Raw genomic sequence first — 21,442 nt, 5'->3', positions numbered from 1 at the left:
CGGGCTGATACATTCCGGTACATTCCGGCTTCTATTCTCGAGGACGATGCCGGTTCGCCCGGACAACGGTGGGGTGCGCCGAGAGGAGCGGGCGTTGGGCACAGGACGGGGTTGGCGGCAGGCCGGGGTGATCGCGGGCATCGTGGCGGTGCTGATCGCGGGGCCCGCGGCGCTGGCGGCGCTGGTGCCGGCGCGGGAGACGCCGGTGAGCGGCGGTGCGGCGATCCGGCTCACCGCACCGGGGCAAGCGCCGGAGACGATCGAATTCTCCGGCGTGGACGGCTGGAGTCGGCGGCCGACCGGCGACCGGACCACCGCGATCCTGGACGGCTCGAACGGGCGGGTGCTGATGGTGACCCTGGTCAACGGGGTCACCGATTTCGGCTCGGCGGCTCGATGGCGACGAGAAGTGCTGGGGGCCCAGGCTTTTGCGGTGCGGGAGGACGGCGGCAAGATCGCCAACACGTACGGATTCGCCGGGCCGACCTGCCGGGGCAGTGCCCGTCCGGGGGTGTGCGCGATTCTGGGCAAGGGCAATCTGGCGGTGTCGGTACTGATCAGCGGGACCGACACCGGCGCGGATCTGCAACCGATCGTGTACTCGCTGCGGGTCGCGTCATGACCTGGTTCCGGCCGGGTTCGGCGCTGTGGTGGACGTACTGCCTGATCTGCCTGGCCGGATCGATCGCGTTGGTGCTGCAGATCCTTCCGGCGGCGTTGCTCACCTGGCCGTCGATCCTGGTCGGGCTGCCGTTCATGGTGGTGACGCTGCTGGTGGTCGCCGCATTCCTGTTCTGGCTGGATCTGTACCGCGACCACGTGCGGATCCGGGTCGTGCTCGCGATGGGGTTCGTCTGGGGCGCGGCGGCCGGGCCGGGAATCGCGATCTTCGGCAACGACAACCTGATTCACGCCATCCGGAACATCGCCGGGGACGCCTTCGCGGTGGACTGGCAGGCCCCGATCTCGGCATCGATCATCGAGGAGGGCATCAAGGGCGCGGGCGTTCTCGCCGTCGCCTGGCTGTTCCGTCCGCAGCTGAGCAGGCCCATGCACGGGCTGCTGCTCGGCGGGTTCACCGGACTGGGATTCCAGATCAGCGAGGACGCCACCTACCAGGCCAATGCCGTCTTGCAGTCCGCGCAGGGCGATACCGGCACCGCGGTGCTGGTGGGAATTCTGCGGCTGCTGACCGCCGTCACCTCGCACTGGATGCTGACCGGAATCGCCGGAATCGGCATCGTCGTCGCGGTCGGCGCGACGTACTGGTCGCGCCCGCGGCGGGCAGCGGCCCTCGTGGTCTGCTATCTGCTCGGTGCCGCAATGCATTTCGGCTGGGACGCGCCCATGTCGGGGGCGACCGGATTCGGCAGCGTGGTGCGCCGGACCGTGGTGTACGTCGTCGTGTTCATCGTGGTCTACCTCTGGGGCGCCCGCATCGAAACACGCTGGTACCGATCGGTTGTCGACTGGACGGTCGCCCGCGGCCTCGCCCCGCCCGACGAGTTGAACAGCCTGGCCTCCCGCCGCAGCAGGTGGCGGACGCGGCGCGCACTGCGGGTGCCGCACCGGATCGCGGTTCCGCGCCGTCGCGAACTACTGGACTGGGTACAGGCCGTGGATGCCCGAATTCCCCGCCCCGACGGTGCGATACTCGGAGGGTCGGCCGGGCCCGGCCTCGATCACGGAGCCCGCCGAGATCGACCGCACCACCCGACAACCGACTCGTGAGGAGTGGACGATGCTGGCAGCACGACTGCATCTGGAACCCGAACGTCATCTGTCACTGGACAACGTTCCCGTCCCCGATCCCGGACCGGATCAGGTGCTGATCGAAGTCGCGGCGGCGGGGGTGTGCCTATCGGACGTGCATCTCATCGACGGCACCCTGACCCCGCTGTTCCTCGACGGCGGCGTGGTCACCCTGGGACACGAGGTCGCCGGGACCGTGCACACGCTGGGCCCGGGAGTGACCGCGGCCAAGGTGGGCGACCGGGTGCTGCTGCAGGCCGGTGAGCAGCGTAACGGCGCGGTGTTCACCCGCGGCGTCGACTACGACGGCGGCTGGGCCGAATACGCCCTCGCGCGCGTGGACACGCTGGTCCCGATTCCCGACGATCTGCCCTTCGAGCAGGCCTGCTTCATCCCGGACGCGGTCTCGACGCCGTGGGCGGCGATCACCGCGACCGCACAGGTGCGCGCGGCCGAACCGGTCGGCGTCTGGGGTGTGGGCGGCCTCGGCGCGCACGGTGTACAACTGCTGCGGTTGCTGGGCGCGGCCCCGATCATCGCGGTGGACCCACTGCCCGCCGCACGCGACCGCGCCCTCGAATTCGGCGCGGATCTGGCCCTCGACCCCGCCGATCCCGAGCTGCGCAGTCAGGTTTTCGCGGCGACGAGCGGCACCGGACTGGCCGCCGCCTTCGACTTCGCCGGCGTCGCCGCCGTGCGCGAGCAGGCGGTCATCTGTCTCGGACCGGGCGGGCGGCTGGTACTGGTCGGGCTGACCGACAAGCCGATCACCATCACCGGCGGCACCGCGTTCAGCTATTTCGGGCAGCAGTTGCGCGGGCATTACGGTTCGGCCCCCGAACACGTCACCGAACTGGTGAAACTTCAACGCCTGCACCGGGTGGGCTTCGCCCGGTCGGTCAGTGCCGTGCTGCCGCTGGCCGACGCGGCGAAGGCGGTCGCCGCACTCGAGTCCAAACAGGGCAACCCCATCCGGATAGTCCTGCAACCCTAGTATGAGAGGGTTGGTGCCTCGAGATATCAGCACCGGTACCGCACAAGGGGGCCCCAGACGATGACCTCACTGGGCGGCGGTGTGTTCGTCGACTGGGAGAACCTGACCCACCAATCCAAACTGGTCGTCGATGTGGTCAGCTTCGCGGTCTTCAGCGGGATCGCGGGCTGGCTCACCAACTGGACCGGCGTGCTGATGTTGTTCTGGCCGCTGCGATTCCGCGGAATTCGCGTGCCGGGCCTGAAGGTGCTGTACCCCTATTTCCCCCGCCGGGTCCAGGTGCTGCCGACGTTCTCCGGCGACGGCAGCCGGATCGGTTTCCAGGGATTCATCCCCGCCCGCGCGGAGAAGATGGCCAGTATCTGCGTGGATATGGCGATCATGCGGATCGGCAGTCCGCGGGACTTCATCCACGAACTGGATCTGCAGGGCATCGCCGACTACATCGCCGATGTCGCCCGTCCCCAGCTGCCCGAGCTGGTGGACGGGGTCATGCAGCGGGAGAATCCGGAACTGTGGCGCGCGGTGCCGCGCGCCGCGCGCCAGCTGCTGTATCAGCGGGTGGCCCGGGAACTGCCGACGATGTGCCGCCGCGCGTTCGAGGAGCTCGGCGACAACGTCGATCAGCTGATCGACATCAAGATCTTCGTCATCCGCTATCTACGCGAGAATCCGCACATCCTGAAGGATCTGACCACCACGATCGCCGCGCCGGAGCTGAGGTTCATGGTGCGCATCGGCCTGCTGGGCGCGCCGTTCGGACTTCTGCTTGCGCTGGGCATGTACGTGCACGACAACGTTCCGGTGCTGAACCTGATCCCGGGGTGGTTGATCATCCTGACCGTGACGGCGACGATCGGCGTGCTGGTGAACGTCATCGCGATCAAGATGGTGTTCGAACCGGGCGATCCGCAGCCCCGCTACAAATACCTGTGGAAGCAGGCGCTGCTGGCCAAGCGGCAGCCGCAGGCCGCGGGCGATCTGGCGCACATCCTGGCCTATCAGGTGCTCACCCTGCCGAATCTGGCCACCGAACTGCTCGCCGGGCCCAATGGCGACAAGACGTATCAGATCGTCCAGTCGCTGATCTCCGAGGAGATCCACCGGCAGCTCGGCCCGACCACCGGAATGGTGCGAGTCGCGTTCGGCCGCAGGCAATTCGACAATCTGAAGGTGGGCGCGGCCGGCGCCGCGGTGGGCCTGGCGCCGACGCTGGTCGCGGACGAGGAGTTCGCGCTGGAACAGGCGAAGAAGATCGACGAATTCGCCGCGCGCAAACTGCAGCAGCTCACGCCGGGGGAGTTCATGGAGATGTTCTACGCCTCGGTCGAGCAGGATGCCTGGCTGCTGTATCTGCACGGTGCGGTGCTGGGCCTGGCCGTCGGCGCGGTGCATATGGTGCTGTTCGGCTGGTAGCACGGCCGTTCGCAGCAGACGGTGCGGTCGCGAGCAAGAACAAGCACGCATGCTTGCATTTTTCCGCCGTTGTTTGCCATGCTGAACCGCATGGTGAACGTGGCGGCACTGCTCGAGGATTACGCGGCCGAATGCGCCGATCTGGACCGGATGGTCGCCGCCCTGCCCGCGGCGGAGTGGTCGCGCGCCACACCCGCGCCCGGTTGGACCGTCGCTCATCAGATCGGCCATCTGACCTGGACCGATGAGGTCGCCACCCGGTCCGCGACCGACGCCGCGGCGTTCGGTGAACTGGTGCGGGCGGCCTTGCCGCGGGCGGCCACCTTCGTGGACGAGGCCGCGGCGCAGGCCGCCGCGGCGGCACCCGCGGAACTGCTCGCGCGCTGGCGGCGCGGCCGCGCCGCACTGGCCGAGGCCCTGCTCGCCGTACCGGCGGGGACGAAGTTGAGCTGGTTCGGACCGCCGATGAGTCCGGCGTCGATGATCAGCGCGCGGCTGATGGAGACCTGGGCGCACGGGCAGGATGTCGCCGACGCGCTCGGAGCGACCCGCACGCCGACCGCACGCTTGCGCACCATCGCCCATATCGGCGTGCGCACCCGGAATTTCGCCTACGCGGTGCACGATCGTCCCGCCCCGGCCGAGGAGGTCCGCGTCGAGCTGACCGCACCGGACGGCGGTGTGTGGAGCTGGGGGCCGGAGTCGGCGAGCCAGCGCGTCACGGGACCGGCGCTGGACTTCTGTCTGCGAGTGACGCAGCGGCGGCATCTCGACGATCTCGCGCTCGAGGCGACCGGTGCGGATGCCTGGGAGTGGCTGAGTATCGCCCAAGCGTTCGCGGGGCCCGCGGGAGCGGGACGTGCGGCGGGGCAGTTCGCCTGAACCGGCGACAGCCGCGAATGCGGCCGCTGGAGCGGGCGAGCGCCAACTCAGGATAAGCCGTGGCTGATGCCCGACCGGACGTCGTTGGCCGGAGGTCTCTGTGTTGGCAGTCGAAGCGGACGCTCGCCAGCTGATCGCATGATTACCCGGTTGATCTCGTCCGGAAACATCACGGCGGGAATTTTTCGCGGTCCGCGCGACCTGTTCTTTACGTTCGCGTCGCTGAGGGGTAACCCCCGGCGCAGTAACCTGGTCAAGCGTACGACTTTCAACGGTGCGGGTCGTCCGGCAGGTAGGACCAGGGGAGAGGGAGAGCTACCGTGCGCACCGTGACATCGCAGATCCTCCGGCACACCGCGGTGGTGCTCGCCGGTATGGCCAGCATCGGATTCACCGTCGGCGCCGGAACGTACGTGGTCAACCAGATGGCCGCCGATCAGCACGAATCCGCCGGAACCACGCGTCCGGAAGAGGCTGCGGCCGAACCGGTTGCGCCGGTGCCGCCGCAGTCCGCCGGACCGGACGTTCCGCAACCATCCACCGACACAGTGCGATTCGTCGCCGAGACGCGCGAGCTGCCGGTCGGCCGGGATCGCCGGCCGACCGCCGTACCCGCTCCCGCGCTCGTGCGACCGCGCGTTCCGACCACCGTCGCCGTCCAGGCGAACACCGCGCCGAGCGGTCGCCTTCCGCTGCTCGGCGACGCCTACATCGGCGCGAATCTGACTCGGCCCGAACCGGATTCGCTGTCGATAACCCTCGATACGAATCTTTTCGACGCACCGGCCGGCGGCACCGCCCCCGGCGGCACCCGGCTCCGCACCGACCTGGACGTCCGCAACGGCCGGATCACTCTCGCCCTGACCAACCCGCTCCTGGGCGCCCGGTCGGTCCACGTCACGCCGCCCCGGGACGACACCACCACACCCGCCCCGGACACCATTGCTGCGACCGAGACACAACCCGTCACGGCGCCCGGCGAATTCGCCACTGCCTGACCGCTCAGGCGTACTGCGATTACCACCGGTTTCCGAAAGCGGTACCGCCGGTTCGGTTTCGAGGCCGGGCGCGAGCGTCCGGCACGGCGGTTGCCCTGGCCGAATCCGGGATGGCCGCCGCGCCGCGTCATCGCACCGTGATCGATTCCGCGAGGCGGTATTTCGGTCAGCGGCGCGAGCGCCCTGGGCGAATGGGCTTGCGGCACAGGGCCGGACGAATGTTTCACGATGAACAATGCGACCCGGCTGGCTCGGGGAACGCAGCTGGGCTGCGACTTTCGGACCATCTGCCGATTGGGGTGAAATAAAGAGGACTCTTGTAGTACTTTTATCGGCAGCCGTGGAACAGGGAGTACGCCTATGGGCCACATCAAGTACGCGAGCGACGTCGGGGCGCCGGTGGAGGTCGCGTTCACCTACACGGACACGCCGATGTTCGTACCGGAGTGGATGGTCGGCATCGCGACGTTCGAACCGGCCCAGGACGCCGGTTACGGGGCCGGAGCCGTCTACGCCGCGACACTGCGTCTGGGTGTGTGGCACCCCACGGTCGAGTGTGAGATCACACGGTACCGCCCGAACGCGGTCATCGGATACACATTGCGCAGGCGCCGCACGGGGAAGGCGGCGCCTGCGGATTCCGACCACGCCGAACCACCCGCCGAATGGGGCACGCTGACCCTGCATTTCGCTCCGCTCGGTTACGGCCGCACCGTACTGACCTCGGAAATCGAGTATCCAGAAGCGAAGCGGCTGCCCGGCCGCATGTGCGCCGCAGTGGTCCGGTCGACCCTGCGCTGGACGCTGCGCCGCACCGAATCTCAATTACGAAGAGCTATCGAGGAATTCCACGGTACAGACCTTGTCGGTCGGATTGCGTAGGGTACCTGCCATGATCATCGTGAGCACCGACGGATCCTGCCTCCGCAATCCCGGTGGCGCAATCGGCTGGGCCTGGGTCAACCACCAGGGCGCCTCCGGCAGTGGAGGTGCCGCCTCGGGCACCAACCAGGTGGCCGAGCTACGCGCGGTGCTCGAGGCGATCGTCTCGCATCCGGGTGCGGAGCCGCTGTTCATCGAGAGCGATTCGCTGTACGCCATCAAATGCGCCTCGGAGTGGATCTCCGGATGGCGGATGAACGGATGGCGCACCTCCACCGGCGGCCCGGTCAAGAACGTCGAACTCGTCCGCCACATCGACCAGGCGATCGCCAGCCGTCCCGGCCCCGTGCGCTTCCGCTGGGTGCGCGGACACGTCGGCAACTACTTCAACGAACAGGCCGATCAGCTCGCCGGTACCGCGGCCCGCCAGGCCGCGGCGGCCCCCGGCGCCGCCGCGACCGGGAGCTGCGATCTGCCCGCACTGACGATGCCCGATCCGACCACCACCGATCCGACCGAACCCATCCCCGTCGTCGAGCCGGTCGACCCGACCGAACCCATCCCCGCGGTGCCTCCACGTACGAAAAAGGTTGCCGCACAATCACAATCGGCTCGCACTCAGACCCGAAAGGCCGATGCGCAGCCCCGGAGGGCCGATGCGCTGACGCTGTTCTGAGCACGGCCGCCGTTCTGTGCCCGCGGCGGCCCGCAAGCCTGACGGCAGTGGCGGAACGAACCCACTGCCGTCAGGCGCGGTCGAACGAACTCAGTTGCCCGGCTGGGTACCGTTGCCCGGCGCCTGCTGCGGCGTATCGGCGCCCGGGACCGGCGCCGCCGTACCGGCCTGCAAATCGTTGGTCATCGGCGACTGGAAGTTGTCGACCATCCACTTGCCGTTCTGCTTCTGCAGCGATGCGACCACACCGATGGTCAGCGGCTGCGGGGTGGGGGTCGCCGCCTTGGACTGGTTCTGCGTGATCAGCATGACCACCGACGCCTTGTTCGCATCGCCGGACTCGTAGGCGCAGTGGATCTCCCCGACGGTCGAGCGGGCCTGCGCCTGCTGGGTGATCTGCTTGAGCGCTGACGAGGCGCCGTCGAACTGGGTCAGCCAATCGCCGGTGGAGCGATCCTTGACCCTCTTGATGTAGTCGTCGAAGCTCTTCGAGTCGTAGGTACCGACCTGATGACCGAAGTCGCAGGCCGCGGCCACGGCGGAGTCGCGGGCGTCCAGCTTGTCGCCGCGATCGCTCGCCTGCATCCCGAACCCGACCGCCGCCGCGATGGCGGCGACCGCCACGACGCCCGCTGCGCCCGCGGCCGCCCACGGCACCCAGCTCGTACCCTTGCGCTCGGCGCCCGCCGGCTGCGCCGGGGCAGCGGTCGCCGGAGCCTTCTGTTCGGCGGCGGACTTCTCGGTCGCATCGCCGGCCGAGGCGGACGTGGACTGCTTCACCGTCGCGTCCTCGGCGGAATCCTGCGCGGCCGCGGTCGAGAGCTTCACCGTCTCATCGGTGTCGCCGGCCGCCTTCGCTGAGGTGTCCTGCTCGGGCGTGTCCCGCTCGACGGTCTTGTCCGTCGCGGCCGTCTCCTCCGCCTTTCCGTTCGTCTTGTCGGTGGCGGCGTCGTCATCGGACATGAATGAATCTGTCACTTTCCCGGTACGCGGGTACGCACCGTATTGCCGGATCGGGCCAGGCTACAAGGCCCGGACCACACGGGACACCCGCCGAGTGTAGGCACTCGCCGACGGGATCGCCGCCGTGCCGGTAACCCCACTCACCGCACCGGGGGCAAGGTCCGGGCATTCGGATCGACTCCCGCGGGCATCTGGGCGCCGTTGTTCGGGATGGCGGGCCGAGGAGCATTCGCCGAACCACGAATCTGCTGATCCGGCGGAGAGTTGGTGCAGTAGTTGTACTTGTTGAGCGTACCGTCGCCAACTCGCCACGGAGCGCTCAGCGGGTGAGCGTACGCGCAGTAGGGCCGCGGCCAGATGTCCACGATGGTGTAGAACTCGCCGTCGTGAGCCGGGACGCCGATCGCGGAGCTGCCGTTGACCAGAGCCGGGAACAACGCCCGCAACGCCGGCAGGCGCAATTCGGACGCCTTGGTGATGGCCGCGAAGTTCGTCGCCAGCTTGGTGATCGGATCGGCGGTCTTGTCCAGCACTGCACCGAGTTCCCGCATCTGGCCCGGCGCGGAGTCCAAGATCTTGGTCAATTCGTCGTTGGCGTTGTTGAACTGCTTGAACAGCGTGGACGAATTCGCGGTCAGCGTGCCCAGGTCCGGCTGCGCCTGCGAGGTCGTCGCCGCGATCGTGCGCAGGTTCGCCAACAGGTTGGTGGTCTGCGGCAGCAGACTGTCCAGACCCGCGGTGACCAGGCTCAGTGCGTCGATCATGCTGCGCAGCTGGTCCGGGCCCCCGCTCAGGGCGGTGTCCATCTCCTTCAGGATGGTGCTGAGCCGGACCGGATCGATCTGCTTGAAGAACGAGCTGGAATTGTCCAGCACCGCCCACACCGGTGTCGGGGTGTGGATCCGGTTCGCGTCGTACTTGATCACCGAACCGTTGGACAGGTACGGGGCCTGATCGGTCTTCGGGCGGAAGTCGATGTACTGCTCACCCGCGCCGGACAGGGCCTGCACCGCGACCTCGGTGTCCTTGGGGATCTTGTAGCGGGAGTCGATCGAGACGTCGGCCCGGATCGCATCGCCGGCGTTGGTCAGGGTGATGTCTTCGACCTTGCCGATCCGGTAGCCACGCAGGGTGACGTCGTTACCGGGTTGCAGTCCGCCGGACTGGTCCAGATCCACGGTGACCGCGTACGTGCTCTGCAACGGATTAACCCGCATCACGCTCACCAGCAGATACGACGCGCCGATCAGCAAGGCGATCACCAGCGCGACGTTCGACACCAGCATCTTGTGCCGCCGCACCCAGTTCATCGGTGACCCCCTTGCAACCGGCCCTGCACGACCTGCAGTACCTGGATCAGGCTGCCGGTGAAGTCCTGCGCGTCGCGCAGGTCCCAGAGTTTGCTGTGGGCCGGATCGGTGATCAGGCCGACGTCGAGGTTGGTCAGCGTCGCCGCGACGGCGAGGCTGTTGCCCTTGAACGAGGCGTCCACCCCGGGCCGCACCTGATGCAGCGCGTCGAGCATGGGGCCGAAGGACTTCTGTGACTGGGACAGCGCCGTCATCAGCTTGCGCAGGCTGTCCAGCAGGCCGGACAGCTGATCGGAGGTGGTGTTGGCGTAATCCCCGAGGGCCGCGCTGGTGGTGGAGATCTTGGACAGCAGATCACCGAGCGCCTTGTTGTTCTCGGCGATGGTGCCGATCATCGAGGGCAGCGTGTTCGCGACCTGGCCGAGCTGATCGTGATGGGCCTGAAGGGTATTGGCCAGTGTGTCGAATCCCTTCAGCACACCGTCGATTCGCGCGCTGTCGGCGTGCAGCGTCGTGGTCACGCTGGTCATCTGCCGCAGCAGATCGGCCAGCTGCTGCGGTCGCCCGCCCACCACCGAATCCAGCTCGCCGGTCAGTTTCGTCAGCGCCGCGATACCGCCGCCGTTGAACAGCATCGATACCGACAACAGCAGTTCCTCGACGGTCGCGCCGGCCGAGGTGTGGTCGATCCCGATGGTGTCGCCGCCGCGCAGCGGCGGTTGCGTCGCCGCGTCCTTCGGCCTGCTCACCGCGACGAAAACGTCACCGAGCGGAGTGGCCTGGCGCAGCTCGGCGGTGGTGTCCGCGGGCAGGTCGATGTCCTTGCTGATGGTCAGATCGACCACGGCCTGGAAATTCTTGGTGGTGATGTGCGAGACCGTGCCGATATCCGAGCCACCGATCTTCACCTTGGCCTGATCGGGCAGATTCAGGGCGTTGGCGAAGACGGCGTGCACGGTGTAGGTCTCGCCCCTGGTGCCGGGTTTGGGCAGCGGCAGCGACTCCACGGTCACCCCGCAACCCGACGCCAGGATCAGCACCGACGACGCTGCGGTGGCGGCAATCAAACTGCGGCTGTGTCGTCTGGCAGCACTCCCGGGCCCTGCGTGGTTACGCAAGCTGCCGCCTCCGGGCCTGCCGGGAGTCCCGAGCCGTTTTCGCATGAGTCGGATCATTTCGTCAATCCCAACATTGCCGCGGTCAATCCGAAGTCGGGACCGAGATCCTGCACCTTGCCGGTCCGGCAGCCGTCCGCGCGCATCTGGATCTTCTCGCAGAACGCGCTGACGACCTCACCGCCGAGCGTGGTGCCGATCAGGGCGTGCAGCCGCACGAAGTGGCGGCCGCGGTCCATCGAGCTGTCCAGGTTCTGCAACAGCATCGGCGCGATGTCCACGACCTCGGTGAGTCCGGCGGCGTTGGCGCGCAACTGGTTGGTCACATTGGTCAGCCCGGTGAGGCTGGAGGCCAGCTGACTCTGGTACTTGCCGAAGGTGCCGCTGGTGTTGGCCAGGAACGCGTTGAGCTGATCCAACGTCGCCTGCAGGCCCGGGGCCTGCTGCGCCAGCAGCGAGGACATCTGGGTGACCCGGTTGCTGAAGTCCCGCACCGATTTGTCGTTGTCGGCCAGCATCGTGGTCAGCTCGTTGAGCTTGATGATGATCTCCGAGATCGCGTCCTTGTTGTCGACGCCGACCTTCAACGCACCGGACAGGGCGTTGAGGGTGTCGCGGATCTTCTCGCCCTGGCCGTTCACCACGTCGTAGAGCAGCGTGCCGTCCAGCGGACCGGACTTGCCGTCGGTACCCGGCGCGGGTTTCAGCGAGGAGGTGAACTGGTCGATGGTCTTGATCAGCGTATCCAGTTCGACCGGCGTGCGGGTGGACTCGATGGTCAGATGCGAATCGTCCGGCAGGGTCGCGCCGCCGGTGTACACCGGGGTCAGCTCGATGTGCCGATCGGTCACGATGGACGGCGAGATCAGCGCGGCGGTGACGTTCTTCGGGATCTTCACATCACCGTCGATGGTCATGTGCACCTCGGCGTACTGACTGTGCGGGACGATCTTGTCCACCTTGCCGACCTCGAGGCCGAGCACGGTGATCGGGTTGCCCACGAACATGCCCGCGATATTGCGGAAGTCGGCGGTGATGTGGGTACTGGCGCCGACCGTGTCCTGCACCGAGAGCGGCATAGCCGAACAGCTGCCCACCGCGACGGCCACGGCGCCGATGCCGAGGCCCTTCGCGATCCGCGCGATCACCCGTGCGGTCGGTCTCATCCCTGGCACCCCTCGATCACTCGGGCGAAGCACAACCAGTTGTCCGGGAACAGCCACGGCAGGCCGACCTCGCCGTACGGGCCGTTGCCGAACGCATTGTTCAACTGCCGCAGCGCGGGCGGCATGATCGACAGCAGCCGATCGAGGTTGTCCTTGTTCTTCTGCAGACCCGCGGCCATCGTGTTGAGCTGGTCGATGGTCGGACCGATCTGGTTGTTGTTCTCCGCGCCGATCTGCTGCAGTTGTTTGGTCAGCGAGGCGACGTTGTTCAGCAGCTGACGCAGCAGTTGCTGACGTTCCATCACCCGGTTGGCGATCGCCTCGCCCTGGGTGATCACCAACAGCACGCTGTTGCGGTTGTCGCCGAGGATCTTGGTGACCCGGTCCAGGTTCTTCAGCAGGCCGTCGACCTGGTCCTTGCGGTCGTTGATGGTCTTGGCCAGCGCGCCGACGCTGTTCAGCGCCTCCGCGGTCAGCTGCGGCGAGCCGTCCATCTGATCGCCCAGGACCTTGAAGGTCTGCACCAGCTTCTGGGTGTCCAGGGCCTCGAACTTCGGTGTGCCGATCTGGATCACGTCGGACAGGTCGTATGGCACCGTGGTGTTGTTCTTGTGGATCCGGCCGTCCTTCAGACCCGAGCCGTCGCCCGGGTCCAGGCTGACGTAGCGCGCGCCCAGCAGGGTCGCCATCTTGATCGAGGCCCTGGCGTCCGCGCCCAATTTCAGATCGCCGTTGACCTGCAACGTGATCAGGACGTGGTCGCCCTCGAGCTTCTCGCCCGACACCGTGCCGACCGGGACACCGGCCACATCGACCTTGTCACCGTTCTTCAACCCGGCGGTCTGCGCGAATTCGGCCTTGACCTCCTGCTTGCCGACGCCGAGCTTGCCGAAGCTGGAGGAGACCACCAGCAGCAGCACCACCAGCGCGGCACCGATGATGCCCAGCCAGAAGTAGCGGTTCGCGTTGAAACGTTCCTTGATCTTCGTCATGGCCGGCACACCGCCGAGTGGGAGTTCCCGCCGATCTGGGTGAGCAGGCCGCGCGGCAGCAGCACGCCGTACAGCGAGATGTCCAGGCTGCACACATAGGCGCTGGCGTAGGCGCCGTCCTGGGTGAAGTTACCCAGGCGGGCCATCACGTCCGGCAGGTCGATGGCCGCCTGGTCGAGTTTGGCGCCGTTGGCGATCAGCATGGTCAGCGCACTGGTGCTGGCGTTCTGCGCGGCCGCGATCTTGGGCTGCACCCCGCCGAGCATGCTCACCATCGCCGAGGTGGCGTCGGCGATCTTGACCGTCGAACTCTGCAGGGACTGGCCCTGCTGGTACAGCCCGCCGATCAGCGCGCGGGTCTGGGTCACCAGCGTCTCCAATTCGTCACCTCGTTTCGCCAACCCCGCCATCACGCCGGAGAGGTTGGTGATCACGTCGGACAGGATCGCGTCGCGACGCTGGAAATCGCCCGCGAGCGCCGCGGCCTGGGTGATGAACGCGCTCAACGAAACTCCGTCACCCTGCAGTGCCTGGATGAAGGTGTTGGAGAGCTGGTTCACCTGCTCGGGCTGCAGTGTCTGGAACAGCGGTTCGAAACCGTTGAGCAGTCCGGAGATATCGAAGGACGGCTCGGTCTGGGCCAGCGGAATCGAACCGCCGCTGTGCAGCGGCGTCGCGACGCCCTTGGTTCCGGGCGCGAGCGCGACGTACCGCTGGCCGATCAGGTTCTGGTAGCGGACCAGCGCCTTGGTGGTGCCGTACAGCGTCTGGTCGTTCTGCACGATGAACGTGACGACTGCGTGGTGCTGCTTGTCCAGGTCGATCTTCTCGACCTTGCCCACGCGCACACCGGCCATCCGCACGTCGTCGCCGGGCCGCAGGCCCAGCACGTCGCTGAAGGTGGCCGAGTAACTGGTGGTGGACCCACTCACGCTGCGCGCCAGCGTATTCCAGATGAGTACCGTGACCAGGATCGAGACGATCGCGAAGACGCCGAAGCCGATCAGGGGTTTACGAATGCTCATCGGCCTGCACCGTTTTCGGTCACTTGCAAGGTTCCACCCCTCAGGATCGAGCTCAGCAGCACGTATTCGGCGACGGTCGGGCGGTGGCCCAGCAGGGCGGTGATTGCGGCATCACCGGTGTAGTCGACGGTTCCGGCGATGGGAGCCGCGGCGGGTGCGGCCGGCAGCTGTGCCGAGGCGGGCTTGTTCGGCGCCGCCGCGGCCGGAGCCGGGGCCGCGAGCCCCGGAATCCCGTGCGGGAACAGGTTCTGCAGCGGAGTTCCGGCGAACGGGTCGGCCGTGTTCGGCTTGTTCTGCGGCTGCGCGGCCTGCGCGGTGTATCCCGGGATCGCGGGCAGGCCCGGAATCGCGGGCAGCTTGGGCAGCCCCTTCGCCGAATCCAGCGCCCGCGGCTTCAGCGCGCCCGGCAGCGTGCCCGGATTCGAAACCGCCGGCGCCGTACCGCAACTCGGTCCGGCCATGGCGCCGTACCGGGGGCAGTCGCCGCGGTCGTACGGCTTGTACGGGGTGAAGGTCAGGCCCATGTTCCAGACCATCTGCTTCTGCGGACCCCAGTGGAATGTGGTGCCCAGCTGGCGAATCGAGGCGTTCAGGTTCGCGATGGCGGTCGGCAGCGCGTCCGGCTGATCGGTCAGCGCGCCGAACAGGTCGCCGGTTCCGACCGTGAGCCGCTTACCGGCGTCACCGTTGGCGGCGAACAGCGCGTTGACCTTGTCCACGGTGCTGCCGGTGCCGGTGATCAGACCGGCGACCGCGGCACGTTTGTCGGAGATGGTCTTCGCGGTCTTCACCGACTCGGCCAGCGAGCCCATCAGTTCGGGGGCGGACTGATTCAGCGCGTGCATCGCCTCGGAGAAGTTGTCCAGCGTCTGGTTGGGGTCCGGCACGGACTTACGCAGCTGGGCCAGCACGTTGTCCAGGCGCTCGACCGTGGAACCCGGTACCCGGCTGCCGCTTTCGAGTCCGTAGGACAGGGTGCCGAGCACCCGGCCCAGCTGCACCGGGTCGATCTTGTCGAGGATGGTGCGCACGGTGGTCAGGGTGTCCTGCAGGGCGATGGTGCCCTGGCTGTGGTCCTCGGCGATGGTCGAACCCGCGCGCAGATGGGTCTTGGCCGGGCCGTTGTAGACCAGTTCGACCGAGGTGACGGCGAACAGGTTGCTCGGCACCACGCGTGCGGTCACGGTGGACGGGATGTTGCCGACGAAGTCCGGCTTCATCTCGATGTGCACCTGCTGCTGCGCACCCTTGTCGGCCACCGCGACGTTCTTGACCGAACCCACCAGAATGCCGCGGAACTTGACGTCGGCGTTATCGGGCAGGCCGTCGCCGGTGGTGCTCAGGTCGGCGGTGACGTCCACCTTGGGATGCAGGATGTATCCCTTGTACCGGGCCATGAGGAAGCCCAATATCAGCGCGAAGACGATGAGCCCGGAAGCACCCGCGACAAGCAGTTGCCGCATGGTCGGTCCGCGCCCACTCGGATCGATGATCACGAACGGACCCCTATTCTGGATCTGATGCGGATGAACGGGGGGCCTGCGTGGTAACGCTCCGCTGCCGCCTCCGGCCCTGACCCGTTCATGCTGGATCTGATGCGGATGAACGCGGGGCCTGCGTGGTAACGCTCCGCTGCCGCCTCCGGCCCTGACCCGTTCATGCTGGATCTGATACGGATGAACGGGGGGCCTGCGTGGTAACGCTCCGCTGCCGCCTCCGGCCCTGACCCGTTCATCCGGAGATCCTGATGCCGGGGTTGACGCCCCAGACCGCGAGCGTGATGAACAGGTCGGCGAAGACGACCGCGATGATGCAGTACTTGATCGCCCGGCCGGCCGCGACGCCGACGCCCTCGGGACCGCCGGAGGCGAAGAACCCGTAGTAGCACTGGATGAAGGTGGTGATCGCGACGAAGACGATCGCCTTCAGCAGCGACCACAGCACGTCGTGTGGGACCAGGAATTGGTAGAAGTAGTGCTGGAAGGTGCCGCTCGCGGTGCCGCCGTACAGGCCGACGGTCCACGCGCAGGTGAGGTAGGCGAACGGCAGCGCCAGGCAGTACAGCGGGACGATCGCGATCATCGCCGCGATCATCCGGGTGCTGACCAGGTACGGCAGCGGCCGGATGGCCTGAGATTCCAGGGCGTCGATCTCCTCGGCGATACGCATCGAGCCGAGCTGCGCGGTGAAGCGGCAACCGGCCTGTGCGGCGAAGGCGACCGTGGCCAGCATCGGGCCGAGCTCGCGGGTGGTGGCGAAGGCCGAGATCGCCCCGGTGATCGGGCTCAGGCCCAGCAGATTCAGCGAGGTGTAGCCCTGGATGCCGACGGTCATACCGCCGAATGCGCTCAGGATGAGCACCACGCCGATGGTTCCGCCACCGACGATCAGGCTGCCGTTACCCCAGGTGACGTCCGAGAGCAGCCGCCAGATTTCCTTCGGATAGTGCTTGAACGCCAGCGGGAAGGAACCGATCGACCGCAGGAAGAAGAAGACCTGGTGGCCGATCCGGGCCAGCCAGTCGCGGGGCGCACCCGCGGATGCCTTGATGCGCTCGAGTGGCCGCAGTAGCGGCGGTACATAAGTTGACGACACCGGCTCAGACCATCTGTGCGGGGAACAGGGTGTTGTAAATCTGCGTGATGATCAGGTTGACGCCGAACAGCATCACCGCCGAGAGCACCACTGCCGTGTTGACCGAGTTCGCGACGCCGCCCGGGCCGCCGCGCGTGGTCAGCCCCGCGTCGCAGGCGATGATCGCCGCGAGCAGTCCGAAGATCAGCGACTTCACCAGTGCGACGAGCAGGTCCGTGGTCACCGCGAAGGATGCGAACGTGCCGATGTACGAACCGGGCGTACCGCTCTGCGCGAAGATGTTGAACACGTAGCCGGTCAGGAAACCGACGAAAACCACAAAGCCACACAGCAGAACGGACACTAACATAGCCGCGCCGAGCCGGGGCGCGACCAAGCGCCGCAGCGGATCGACGCCCATCACCTTCATCGCGTCGATCTCCTCGCGGATGGTCCGCGAGCCGAGGTCGGCGCAGACCGCCGAACCGACCGCCCCGGCGATCATCAACGAGGTGACCAGCGGCGCGCCCTGCTGAATGATGCCCAGGCCGTTCGCCGCGCCGATGAACGAGGTCGCGCCGACCTGCTGGGCGACCGAACCGACCTGGATCGAGACGATGACGCCGATCGGGATGGCGACCAGCAGCGTGGGCGCGGCGGCGACACTGGCCATGAACGCGCATTGCCGGACGAATTCCGCAAATGGGAAGCGTCCGCGGAAGATGCTGACGAACAGCTCACCGACGGCTTCGATACCCATCGTGATCTGGCGGCCGAAGGTCTCGATCGACCGTTTCGGATGGTCCTGCCAATAGCCTCTGCCCCAGTCGAGCGCACCACTCATTCGTGACGCTGGGCGTATGGCCTCCGGCCCGCCCGGACGGTCGGTGGTGAACTGCACTGGCTAACCCCTCTCGACGTCGGTTACCCGCCCCGACGACTGTTTGCTCGAGGAACCTTACTACGGAGTTAGGAAAAACACACCACCATCTGTGACTGCGGTCATTGACCCAGATCACGACCGGTAAATGATTGTGAGCGGAGACAACGAGTTGGTAAATACCCCAATAAGCAGGTTTGCAATCTAGAACACGTTCTACGTTCTTGAACGGCCGTCCAACTCGTGTGCGCAGCCAGGCTGAATACCCCGGATTGCGTTTATGCAAAACCAATCTATGTTTTCCGATGTGGCATGAGCGTAACTCCGGGGCCAATCGATCCCGGGGCTATCACACTCCGTGTCGCATCGGCGACTCGCCGGTCATCACCGGTCACCGTGGTAATGGCAACCACGCCGTCACGCTCGGTTCACCGGCATCTCACCGGCAAACTCGCTAGTCACACCGCACCCATCGGCGCGCCGATACTGACAGGATGTAGTACGACATGGGTTGATATCGTGCGGGCTTCCGACGTCTCTGGAGGGACATGTTCAACACACTCGCCAAGGCGGCGCGCACCGCCTTCGCCGTGGCCATCGGCGCGGCGCTGCTCGGTACGGGCGCGGGGGTCGCGCAGGCTGCCGGCGGTGCGCCGGTGCTCGGCGGCGGTTCCGGAATCATCATTGACAACCAGTTCGAGTGCACCCTCACGACCATCGGTCACGACCGGGCCGGGCGGTTGGTCGGACTGACCGCCGGGCACTGCGGCGAGGCGGGTGCGCAGGTGTGGGCCGAACAGGCTCGCGGCGCCGGAGTGGTCGGTCACTTCACCTACTCCAACCACGATCTGGACTACGCCGTCATCCAGTTCGATTCGCACAAGGTCACTCCGACCAACCACGTCGGCAACGTGACGATCACCGGGGTCGGCGCACCGGCCACATTCCCCAATATCGTCTGCAAGGAGGGCCGGACCACCGGCAACACCTGCGGCATCGCCTGGGGCGACATCTTCCAGACCGATGAGACCTGGAGCCAGATGTGTGTGGTCGAGGGCGATTCCGGCGCGCCGGTCGTCGTCGGCACCAGACTGGTGGGCATGGTCAACGCCTATCTGGCCGTGGCCTGCTTCGGCCCGGAGGTCGGCACGAATATGAACGCCATCCTGAACGACCTCAACCGCCGCGGCAACGTCGGCTCGGGCTACGCACCGGTCTGATCCGTCCGAACATCCCTCGCGGGGCGGTGATCCGAATCCGGATCACCGCCCCGAGGCGTGTCCGGGTAAATCCCGTTGGGCCGGTGCGTTCGGTTGTACGGCCGGACCGCTCATATTGCAATGCGGCAAGGTGTCGACCTCGCCGGGTTCCCGGTGCGCCCGCGGTCCGCCCAGCAGCGCGGCGGCGATCGCCGCGCCGGTCAGCAGCAGGCCCACGCAGATCCACATCGCCACCGCGAAGCCGTGATCGATGGCGGCCGCGTCGGCGACCGATCCGGAGATCCCGGCCAGTCCGGGCAGCGCGGCCACCGCGAGCAATTGCGCGGTCCGGGCGACGGCGTTGTTCACTCCGGAGGCGATCCCGGCCTCCGACGAGGGGACCGCACCCAGTACCGCCCCGGTCAGCGGGGCCACCAACGCGGACAGTCCGAGGCCGAACACGATCACGCCCGGCAGCACATCGCTCAGGTAGCCCGCCACATGTCCGGAGCCGGGGCCGATACGCAGCAGCAGGACCAGGCCGACCGCGCTCAGCAGCGGTCCGATCGTCATCGGCAAGTGCGGACCGTGCCGCTGGGCCCAGCGGCCGGCGGGCGCGGACAGCACCAGCATGATCACCGTGATCGGCAACGTCGCGATGCCCGCGAACAGCGGCGAGAAGTGCGCTACCTGCTGCAGTTGCAGCACCAGCAGGAAGAACACGCCGCCCAGCGCCGCGTAGACGGCCAACGTCACGAGGTTCGCGGCGGTGAACACCCGGGAGCGGAACAGCGCCGGCGGGACCAGCGGATGATCACTGCGCAGCTCGATCACCACGAACACCGCCAACAGCACCACCCCGGCGACAGCCAGCAGCGGCAGCCTCTCGATCAAGCCGAAAGTCAACGCGCCCAAGGCCACAGCGACGACCAGCGCACCCGGCACATCCGACCGGCGCGAGGCGCCCGGATCCCGGCTCTCGGGCACATGTCGCTGCGTCACCGCGACCACCACCGCGGCCAGCGGCACGTTGATCAGGAATATCGACCGCCAAGAGGCCACCTCGATCAACCAGCCACCCAGAAACGGCCCGACCGCACTCGCGATACCGCCGAACCCGGACCACAGCCCGATCGCCGATCCCTGATCGCGCTCATCGATGGAGGAGGAGATCAGCGCCAGGCTGCCCGGCGTCAGCAGCGCACCCGCCACACCCTGCACGATCCGCGCGGCCACCAGCATCTCGATATTCACCGCCGCACCGCACAACACCGATGCGGCCGCGAAACAGATTGTGCCCCAGACGAATACCTTGCGCCGCCCGAGCCTGTCCCCCAGCGACCCGCCGAGCAGAATGAACGAGGCGAGGGTCAGGGTGTACCCGCTCAACGTCCACTGCAGCCCCGCCACCCCGGTATGCAGCGCGTCGCCGATCCGCGGCAGCGCGATATTGACCACCGTCGCGTCCAGTGCGGCCACCGCCGACCCCAGCACGGTGGCGATCACGATCCACCGTCCGGTTCGCGAGCCCAGCCGCGGCAGCTCATCCCCGCTCACGCTCGGCCACCGGCCCCGCCGCTGCGCCCCGAACCACCCACCGGCGACCGCCCACACACGCTCATCCCCACAGGCTACGACCGAACACGCACCCGACCGGTGCAGTTCGCCATGCGCGGACAGAGCGCGCACCGGATGCCCAGCACGACGGACGCACCGAACTCCCGGTCCGGAGTTCGGCCGAACGTTCCCGGACACATCGAGACGTCGACCGGCCACCGCGACCGCCGCACCGACCACCCACTCCTACGGTCGGTTCCTATGACCGGACCGGGTCGTTCGCCCTGTACAGCCTGCTGCCATCCAGCCGACCGTGACCGCTGCATCGACCAGCCACTCCTGCTGACAGTTCCCACGACTGCTCCGGCTGTTCGCCCCAGCACCCGCTGCTCTCCAGGCAATCACGACCGCTGCGCCCACCATCCAGTCCCGGACAGTCGGCGCACGACCGGACCGGGCGCTGTTCGCTCCCGGACAGCCCACCGCCGCCCGAGCAGCCGTCACCGCTGCACCGACTGCCCAGTCCGCCGGACAGCCGGCGCAAGCGGACCGGGCGCTGTTCGCCTCCCGTAAAGCCTCTGCCATCCGGGCGACCACGATCGCTACGCCGATCACTCGGTCCCGCGGACGTCCGCGCGCGAGCGGGCCGGGCTGTTCGCCCCCGTACAGCCTGCTGCCCTTCGGGCGACCGCGACCGCCGTACCGACCCCACCCAGTCCTGCGGCCACTCCGCGCGAGCGGACCGGACGCTGTTCGCTCCCCGTAAGCCTGCTGCTGTCCGAGCGACCGTGGCTGCTGCGCCCACCATCCGCCCCTCGGCAGTTCGCGCGAGCAGACCAGGCTGGTCAGTCAATTCACCTCTGGACGACGAGCTGCCGCCCAGGCGACCCTGGCCGCTGTCGCCGACCACCCAGTCCTGCGGACACTGCGCGCGAGCGGACCGGACGCTATTGGCCCCGTAAGCTGCTGCTGTCCGGGCGGCCATGGCTGCTGCGCCCACCATCCGCCCCTCGGCAGTTCGCGCGAACGGGCCAGGCTGGTCAGTCGGTTCGCAGTCGGCG

19 protein-coding genes are annotated in these 21,442 nt (G+C 67.4%); 9 read left to right on the top strand and 10 right to left on the bottom strand.

The features are described 5' to 3' along the window. Positions 1–46 precede the first annotated feature (46 nt). The 8 genes from AC5WS7_RS14610 (at position 47) to AC5WS7_RS14575 (ending at position 7,600) form a co-directional block, all read left to right on the top strand. Positions 47–622: a hypothetical protein gene (locus AC5WS7_RS14610; RefSeq protein WP_495954995.1), complete on the top strand. Its 576-nt coding sequence runs from the start codon at positions 47–49 to the stop codon at positions 620–622. Continuing rightward, the gene (locus tag AC5WS7_RS14605; protein WP_495954994.1) at positions 619–1,731 is read left to right on the top strand and encodes a PrsW family intramembrane metalloprotease; all 1,113 of its coding nucleotides are present in this window, start codon (positions 619–621) and stop codon (positions 1,729–1,731) included. Before AC5WS7_RS14610 ends, AC5WS7_RS14605 begins: the two co-directional genes overlap by 4 nt. Before the next feature lie 10 nt (positions 1,732–1,741). Beyond that, entirely contained in the window at positions 1,742–2,746 is a 1,005-nt protein-coding gene (locus AC5WS7_RS14600; protein ID WP_495954993.1) for a zinc-binding dehydrogenase, read from the top strand. A gap of 60 nt (positions 2,747–2,806) precedes the next feature. Continuing rightward, entirely contained in the window at positions 2,807–4,162 is a 1,356-nt protein-coding gene (locus AC5WS7_RS14595) for a hypothetical protein (RefSeq protein WP_495954992.1), read from the top strand. A gap of 90 nt (positions 4,163–4,252) precedes the next feature. Continuing rightward, positions 4,253–5,044 (top strand): TIGR03084 family metal-binding protein, encoded by a 792-nt coding sequence (locus AC5WS7_RS14590; protein WP_495954991.1) that lies wholly within the window; start codon positions 4,253–4,255, stop codon positions 5,042–5,044. A 329-nt stretch (positions 5,045–5,373) separates the two neighbouring features. Beyond that, the gene (locus AC5WS7_RS14585) at positions 5,374–6,042 is read left to right on the top strand and encodes a hypothetical protein (protein WP_495954990.1); all 669 of its coding nucleotides are present in this window, start codon (positions 5,374–5,376) and stop codon (positions 6,040–6,042) included. Between the two features lie 360 nt (positions 6,043–6,402). Then, complete coding sequence (locus AC5WS7_RS14580) at positions 6,403–6,924, top strand: SRPBCC family protein (RefSeq protein WP_495954989.1); 522 nt, start codon at positions 6,403–6,405, stop codon at positions 6,922–6,924. 10 nt (positions 6,925–6,934) lie between these two features. After that, a complete protein-coding gene (locus tag AC5WS7_RS14575; RefSeq protein WP_495954988.1) occupies positions 6,935–7,600 on the top strand; it encodes a ribonuclease H family protein in 666 nt (221 codons plus the stop codon). 90 nt (positions 7,601–7,690) lie between these two features. Here the strand turns inward: AC5WS7_RS14575 and AC5WS7_RS14570 are convergent, their stop codons facing one another. The 9 genes from AC5WS7_RS14570 to AC5WS7_RS14530 form a co-directional block, all read right to left on the bottom strand. Beyond that, positions 7,691–8,563: a hypothetical protein gene (locus AC5WS7_RS14570; protein ID WP_495954987.1), complete on the bottom strand. Its 873-nt coding sequence runs from the start codon at positions 8,561–8,563 to the stop codon at positions 7,691–7,693. A 140-nt stretch (positions 8,564–8,703) separates the two neighbouring features. After that, on the bottom strand, positions 8,704–9,873 hold the full coding sequence (locus AC5WS7_RS14565) for an MlaD family protein (RefSeq protein ID WP_495954986.1): 1,170 nt from the start codon (positions 9,871–9,873) through the stop codon (positions 8,704–8,706). Beyond that, the gene (locus AC5WS7_RS14560; protein ID WP_495954985.1) at positions 9,870–10,940 is read right to left on the bottom strand and encodes an MCE family protein; all 1,071 of its coding nucleotides are present in this window, start codon (positions 10,938–10,940) and stop codon (positions 9,870–9,872) included. The genes AC5WS7_RS14565 and AC5WS7_RS14560 overlap by 4 nt, the downstream gene beginning before the upstream one ends. 104 nt (positions 10,941–11,044) lie before the next feature. Then, a complete protein-coding gene (locus AC5WS7_RS14555) occupies positions 11,045–12,154 on the bottom strand; it encodes an MCE family protein (protein ID WP_495954984.1) in 1,110 nt (369 codons plus the stop codon). Beyond that, positions 12,151–13,146 (bottom strand): MCE family protein, encoded by a 996-nt coding sequence (locus AC5WS7_RS14550; protein WP_495954983.1) that lies wholly within the window; start codon positions 13,144–13,146, stop codon positions 12,151–12,153. The genes AC5WS7_RS14555 and AC5WS7_RS14550 overlap by 4 nt, the downstream gene beginning before the upstream one ends. Then, the gene (locus tag AC5WS7_RS14545; RefSeq protein ID WP_495954982.1) at positions 13,143–14,171 is read right to left on the bottom strand and encodes an MCE family protein; all 1,029 of its coding nucleotides are present in this window, start codon (positions 14,169–14,171) and stop codon (positions 13,143–13,145) included. The genes AC5WS7_RS14550 and AC5WS7_RS14545 overlap by 4 nt, the downstream gene beginning before the upstream one ends. Then, entirely contained in the window at positions 14,168–15,667 is a 1,500-nt protein-coding gene (locus tag AC5WS7_RS14540) for an MlaD family protein (RefSeq protein WP_495954981.1), read from the bottom strand. Before AC5WS7_RS14540 ends, AC5WS7_RS14545 begins: the two co-directional genes overlap by 4 nt. 235 nt (positions 15,668–15,902) lie before the next feature. Then, complete coding sequence (locus AC5WS7_RS14535; protein WP_067677569.1) at positions 15,903–16,766, bottom strand: ABC transporter permease; 864 nt, start codon at positions 16,764–16,766, stop codon at positions 15,903–15,905. A 4-nt stretch (positions 16,767–16,770) separates the two neighbouring features. Further along, positions 16,771–17,589 carry an MlaE family ABC transporter permease gene (locus tag AC5WS7_RS14530; RefSeq protein ID WP_040829399.1) on the bottom strand — a complete coding sequence of 273 codons (819 nt, stop codon included), beginning with the start codon at positions 17,587–17,589 and terminating at the stop codon, positions 16,771–16,773. A gap of 584 nt (positions 17,590–18,173) precedes the next feature. Here AC5WS7_RS14530 and AC5WS7_RS14525 point away from each other — a divergent pair. Then, the gene (locus tag AC5WS7_RS14525) at positions 18,174–18,845 is read left to right on the top strand and encodes a S1 family peptidase (protein ID WP_495954980.1); all 672 of its coding nucleotides are present in this window, start codon (positions 18,174–18,176) and stop codon (positions 18,843–18,845) included. Between the two features lie 42 nt (positions 18,846–18,887). On the opposite strand, the gene AC5WS7_RS14520 is transcribed toward AC5WS7_RS14525, so the two are convergent. Continuing rightward, the gene (locus AC5WS7_RS14520; RefSeq protein WP_495954979.1) at positions 18,888–20,381 is read right to left on the bottom strand and encodes an MFS transporter; all 1,494 of its coding nucleotides are present in this window, start codon (positions 20,379–20,381) and stop codon (positions 18,888–18,890) included. Between the last annotated feature and the right edge of the window lie 1,061 nt (positions 20,382–21,442).

Source organism: Nocardia sp. PLKS1-43 (assembly GCF_059510335.1).
This window is presented reverse-complemented; position numbering and strand designations above follow the sequence as displayed.

What these genes read in the sequence shown, in the direction of transcription:
- AC5WS7_RS14600 (WP_495954993.1), top strand. Translation starts at nt 1,742, where the DNA reads ATGCTGGCAGCACGACTGCATCTGGAACCCGAACGTCATCTGTCACTG.
- AC5WS7_RS14545 (WP_495954982.1), bottom strand. Translation starts at nt 14,171, where the DNA reads ATGAGCATTCGTAAACCCCTGATCGGCTTCGGCGTCTTCGCGATCGTC.
- AC5WS7_RS14525 (WP_495954980.1), top strand. Translation starts at nt 18,174, where the DNA reads ATGTTCAACACACTCGCCAAGGCGGCGCGCACCGCCTTCGCCGTGGCC.
- AC5WS7_RS14605 (WP_495954994.1), top strand. Translation starts at nt 619, where the DNA reads ATGACCTGGTTCCGGCCGGGTTCGGCGCTGTGGTGGACGTACTGCCTG.
- AC5WS7_RS14550 (WP_495954983.1), bottom strand. Translation starts at nt 13,146, where the DNA reads ATGACGAAGATCAAGGAACGTTTCAACGCGAACCGCTACTTCTGGCTG.
- AC5WS7_RS14595 (WP_495954992.1), top strand. Translation starts at nt 2,807, where the DNA reads ATGACCTCACTGGGCGGCGGTGTGTTCGTCGACTGGGAGAACCTGACC.
- AC5WS7_RS14580 (WP_495954989.1), top strand. Translation starts at nt 6,403, where the DNA reads ATGGGCCACATCAAGTACGCGAGCGACGTCGGGGCGCCGGTGGAGGTC.
- AC5WS7_RS14570 (WP_495954987.1), bottom strand. Translation starts at nt 8,563, where the DNA reads ATGTCCGATGACGACGCCGCCACCGACAAGACGAACGGAAAGGCGGAG.
- AC5WS7_RS14530 (WP_040829399.1), bottom strand. Translation starts at nt 17,589, where the DNA reads ATGAGTGGTGCGCTCGACTGGGGCAGAGGCTATTGGCAGGACCATCCG.
- AC5WS7_RS14610 (WP_495954995.1), top strand. Translation starts at nt 47, where the DNA reads ATGCCGGTTCGCCCGGACAACGGTGGGGTGCGCCGAGAGGAGCGGGCG.
- AC5WS7_RS14555 (WP_495954984.1), bottom strand. Translation starts at nt 12,154, where the DNA reads ATGAGACCGACCGCACGGGTGATCGCGCGGATCGCGAAGGGCCTCGGC.
- AC5WS7_RS14565 (WP_495954986.1), bottom strand. Translation starts at nt 9,873, where the DNA reads ATGAACTGGGTGCGGCGGCACAAGATGCTGGTGTCGAACGTCGCGCTG.
- AC5WS7_RS14590 (WP_495954991.1), top strand. Translation starts at nt 4,253, where the DNA reads ATGGTGAACGTGGCGGCACTGCTCGAGGATTACGCGGCCGAATGCGCC.
- AC5WS7_RS14575 (WP_495954988.1), top strand. Translation starts at nt 6,935, where the DNA reads ATGATCATCGTGAGCACCGACGGATCCTGCCTCCGCAATCCCGGTGGC.